This window comes from Bradyrhizobium sp. SUTN9-2 (assembly GCF_003122645.1).
In the GTDB taxonomy this organism is placed as follows: Bacteria; Pseudomonadota; Alphaproteobacteria; order Rhizobiales; family Xanthobacteraceae; genus Bradyrhizobium; species Bradyrhizobium yuanmingense.
Genome location: NZ_LAXE01000001.1, coordinates 7,244,075 through 7,248,573 on the forward strand (window position 1 = coordinate 7,244,075; position 4,499 = coordinate 7,248,573).

Genomic DNA, 4,499 nt, shown 5'->3' on the forward strand with positions numbered 1-4,499 from the left:
GCTCGACTGGTAAAAAGAAGAAGGCAACATCGATTGCCTGGAGATATCTTGAACTCAGTTGTAGGACGACGGGACATCAAACGCACCATCAGTGCGTCGGAAGCTGAAGCCATACGAAGCTATTATTCGACCCCCTCAATCTACCATCTCCCCGTTCTGTCGGGAAATGAAATGGCCGGATTGGCGGATTGCATGGAGGGGTGGGCGCAGTCTAAGCAGCTCGACTGCCGATCTATGATAGAGTTGCTCGGGTGGTCCGATGGCATGCGGAGCTTGGTCAAGGTAGTCGGCACGAACTATACACCTTTGCCATTGCCGGAGGGCACCAAGCCTCCACTGTTCAAATTCCTCGCGAGCAAGATGCTTAGAGGATAGCCATGCGGGCTCGTCTAGAAATTGAGTTCGTAGCACGCCGGATGTCCGCTCAATTATCAACAGCGCACAATCAGCATACATCGTTGAAGGCTGCCGATGGGCCGATTCTGTTGAAAAAGGCCGGCAGTATTCCGTTGTAATGGCTGGGCGGAATGATAGAGGTGGTCCCTATGCGGGCATCGCGATCAGCTTGGCCATCTTCCGAAGGTTCTGTGCGGTCGCTGCGAGAATGAACTCGTCGCGTGCGCCGTCTGGGCTTCGTAGTCGTAACCGATCGAGCTTGAGAACGCGCTTGAGGTGCAAACCGTATCTCGATCTTCTTGCGCAACCGGCGTGAAGTACGACCCTCTGTAGCGCGGCAATCTGGGTAGGAAGAGCGCGGCAATCAGGATGGCGAGGCAGTGTCGCGGCCTGATGATGATTGCCGCGATTGTCGCGCGCAAGAGTTTTGTTGAACTTTGATTGTCGCGCAGCGTCAATCAGCGACGGTTTTGGGTGTCGCGTGCGATGGCGGCCGTTCTGGACCGCGTTTTCGTTCGAGGGCGGTCCGTCTGCGATAGCTCTCGACGTTCATCTCGACGATGGTGGCGTGGTGAACGAGGCGCGATCGATAGCGGCGAGGGTCATGGCGGGGTCCGGGAAGACCCTGTTCCATTCACCGAATGGCTGATTTGCGGTGATCATCATCGAGCGGCGCTCGTAGCGTGCACTGATGAGCTCGAACAGCACGCTGGTTTCGGCCTGATCCCTGGTGACGTAAGCGAGATCATCAAGGATCAGGAGATCGAAAGCGATCGAGACGATTGATGGCCGCCTCGAGGTTGAGCTCACGTCGCGCCAGCTGGAGCTTCTGCACGAGATCGGTGGTTCGGGTGAAGAGGACGCGCCACCCGTTCTCGATGAGGGCCAGGTCGATCGCTGCCGCCAAGTGGCTCTTTCCGCCGCCAGGCGGGCCGAACAACAGCAAATTGGCGCCCTTGCCCAGCCGGCTGTCACCGGCGGCGAGCGCCATCACCTGCGCCTTTGAGACCATCGGCACGGCTTCGAAGTCGAAGCTGTCGAAGGTCTTTCCAGCGGGCAAACGTGCTTCGACAAGGTGTCGTTCGGTCCGACGGCGGCCGCGTTCGGCGATCTCGTGCTCGGCGATGGTCGCGAGAAGCGGCCGGCCGGCCAGCCTTCCTTGTCGGACTGTTCGGCAAATTGCGCCCACAGCACCTTGATGGCAGGCAGACGGAGCTCGTTGAGCAACAGATTGAGGCGCGCGGCATCAACCGTGTTCGTCACCGTCATGCGGCACCTCCGGTCTCGGCGGTACCGATGAGGCAGTCGTAGGAGGCAAGCGGCGTGAGCTGCACCACGACGTTCGGCAGCTGAGCAGGATCTTGCGAAACAATTTCGCCTGAGACGACGGAGGGTCCCAATGGTCCGCTCTTTCAAGCCGTCGTTTTGCTCCTCTCGAGGCCGCGCCGGGCCACCTTCAAGCCGGCTTTTTATGGACAAATCGAAACGAGCGCCGCCATTGGAGGAGACGGCGGTTCTAGCCAAAGATCCCAATAAAGGCTGGCGCGGCACCCACTATTCCGCGCCGGTGGCATTATCGTGGTGGATAGTGAGGCCGACCGCAAGTCGCCTGCCGCCATGTCTCAAGCGGCATTCGGCGCGGCAGAAGGCTGCGATTGACAGAAGTATCTCGCCTTGGGCGCAACTACGGAGTTTTCGGATTCGATCGCAGTTTTCGCGCAGGCGCGTCGCTCTGCTTCGTCGATCCGAAGCCGAAGGTCTTCTAATTCAGAGAGCTGATTATAGAGTTCGTTTAACCGCTGGGTAAAGAGGAGAGCGGGCGTGTTCTTCACGAATGCCTCCAACAAGAATACTGGTAACGCTAAAAGAGACGGGCAGGCAATGCACGAGACTGGGATGGTATCGCATTATAGCCGATCTTCAGTGCACTTTTATGAATTAGCGCACATTTCCGCAGCTTGAAGCCCCGCAATGTGGGAGATTCCACTCTAACGTCGCTCTGTGCGTCTTCCGCCCGCCCTTCCTTTGAGGGGCAGATTGACCATGGGGGAAACTACGCGAGCCTGCGAATGCGAATGTCTGCAACGGGTCAGAAGTTTTGATCTATTGCTCCACTGCAAACGTTCGGTCTGACACCCTAGACCGACCTGGGCGGCAGCACTTCAACAAAAGCTGTGACTAACATTTGACGTCCACCTCCAACTTCTGCTTCAGATTTGTAAGCCGCTCCCGCTCGTCGATCGGGTTTGCTAACGGGCTTCTCTTACTGGCGCTATGAGGAAACGATCGACGCCGGGCGGCGGTCGCAATCAAGTCCAGTTCTCGGCGAATCTCGGTCATCAATCCGAAGTAGCTTTAGCCATCGGAGCGCTTCCGCCTTTGAAATTGGAGTTGCCATGCGCCGTTTGCCCAACGACACGATCACGCTGACCCTCCCGCAAGTTAGCTTCGAAACCCTATTCGGCGACCCTGAGTTCCCGGCCAATGCGCATGGCGGCAACGATACCGTTACGATTGACATCGAGAGTATGACGTTCGTCAATCTCGTGGGCGATACGGCGATCCTGCTGGATCGATCCCACGGCGGCAACGACACACTCAGGGTGAACATAACGGGCTCGCTCAATACCGTCATCGTCGACGGCGATGCACAATCCATGTCAGGCCACGCTAGGGGCGGCAACGACACGGTGATCGGCGACAGCACGAGCTCGGTTCGTAGCAGCTTCACACTTTATGGCGACGCCGAGGGCGCCATGTCTGATCACGTGCAGGGCGGCAACGACATCGTCATCGGCGCGTTCGGCGGCCGGTCATTGAACACACTGGTTGGCGATGGAGCAATCATGTCCGGGCACGTCCATGGCGGCGATGACACGGTGATCGCTCTCCAGACCGGCCAGACCGGCTCGGCTCTTCTGTACGGCGATGCCTTCGCCCTGACCGATCATGCGCGCGGCGGCAACGACAATCTTACCTTCACAATCGGGGACGAAGCCCAAACCGGAGGCGGCAGATTATACGGCGATGGGGGTGGGCTCTCGGGTGACGCCCGTGGCGGGAACGACGCCCTCACCGTGGTCGATCTCCACGGCAATCTTCATTTCTATTCCTTCCTATTGATTGGCGATGTCGATTCCATGTTCGGCAACGCGCAGGGGGGCAACGATGTCCTCACGGGCTGATCGTACGTCGACATGTTGATGGGCGACGCCCGGACCTACGATCCAGCGGGCCCAGGCTCGATCACAGGCGGCAAGGACATCCTGAACGGCAAAGGGGGCAATGACGAGCTATGGGGCGGACCAAACAGCGACATCTTCGCGTTCGACAAGGGCTCGGGCCAGGATCTGATCCATGACTTCAATCAAGGCAATAGTATCGTCGGCAGCACGGCGGTCGAGCACGATCTGATCGACGTGCAGGACTACGGATTTGCGGATTGGACGGCGCTGAAGAGCTTGATTGTCGACGACGACTCCGGAAACGCTGTGATCCACCTGACCGCCAGCGACACGATCACACTGCAGGGAGTCCAAAAGGCCGACCTGCATGCGACGGACTTCATCGTCTGGCGTCATACTGATGGCTGACGCGCAGGCCGGGCCCGACTTATTCGAGGCGCGTAGCCCGCAGGCTGCACGACTGGCATCAAGCAAGTTTGAGCAGCCCACGGTCGTCGACGGGTCAACGGAAGACACATCGGGGATCACCGCGCTGCTGAGTTGGCCTGCTTTGGATCAAACGCCCCGTTGTCCGCTCTTGTCGCCCTGGTCGGGGTCACCTGCAAGAACCGGACCCTGCAGCGCTCTAGCTAAAGACCGCGACTAGCCAGAAGCAGATACCAGCTCACTGCCTTCACCACATACACGAAGGTATAGTGCGTCGCGTCGCGGCCATCTTGTTCTGTTGCTGCAATGCAGGTGCGACAGCCGAAGTAGTAGATGAGAGATCCGCGGATGGCTGGCTTAAATGTTGGAACGGCCCGCCGATATGCGGCCCGTTCGCTTACGATATCAGTTGATCAAAAGATACCGGGGAGCAGCATTGCGAACCGATCTCGATACGTGCTGTAGCAGACACTGGCCGGCTGGCGACAGGGT

Annotated in this window: 3 protein-coding genes and 2 pseudogenes; 2 read left to right on the forward strand and 3 right to left on the reverse strand. The window is 58.6% G+C overall.

Features of this window, described 5'->3' with window-relative positions:
• Positions 1-543: 543 nt before the first annotated feature.
• The 3 genes and pseudogenes from XF30_RS40215 to XF30_RS37920 form a co-directional block, all read right to left on the reverse strand.
• Positions 544-712, reverse strand: a pseudogene (locus XF30_RS40215) (transposase); the annotation flags it as partial.
• Between the two features lie 138 nt (positions 713-850).
• Positions 851-1,665: pseudogene (istB, locus tag XF30_RS33560) on the reverse strand (IS21-like element helper ATPase IstB).
• A 353-nt stretch (positions 1,666-2,018) separates the two neighbouring features.
• The gene (locus tag XF30_RS37920) at positions 2,019-2,228 is read right to left on the reverse strand and encodes a hypothetical protein (protein WP_146207768.1); all 210 of its coding nucleotides are present in this window, start codon (positions 2,226-2,228) and stop codon (positions 2,019-2,021) included.
• 564 nt (positions 2,229-2,792) lie between these two features.
• Between XF30_RS37920 and XF30_RS33565 the strand changes: the two genes are divergently transcribed.
• Positions 2,793-3,581 (forward strand): hypothetical protein, encoded by a 789-nt coding sequence (locus XF30_RS33565; RefSeq protein ID WP_349644182.1) that lies wholly within the window; start codon positions 2,793-2,795, stop codon positions 3,579-3,581.
• Positions 3,582-3,593: 12 nt separating this feature from the next.
• Positions 3,594-3,989 (forward strand): hypothetical protein, encoded by a 396-nt coding sequence (locus XF30_RS39990; protein WP_349644183.1) that lies wholly within the window; start codon positions 3,594-3,596, stop codon positions 3,987-3,989.
• Positions 3,990-4,499: the final 510 nt, after the last annotated feature.

Coding starts and splice junctions, on each gene's coding strand:
- XF30_RS39990 (WP_349644183.1), top strand. CDS start 3,594: ATGTTGATGGGCGACGCCCGGACCTACGATCCAGCGGGCCCAGGCTCG.
- XF30_RS33565 (WP_349644182.1), top strand. CDS start 2,793: ATGCGCCGTTTGCCCAACGACACGATCACGCTGACCCTCCCGCAAGTT.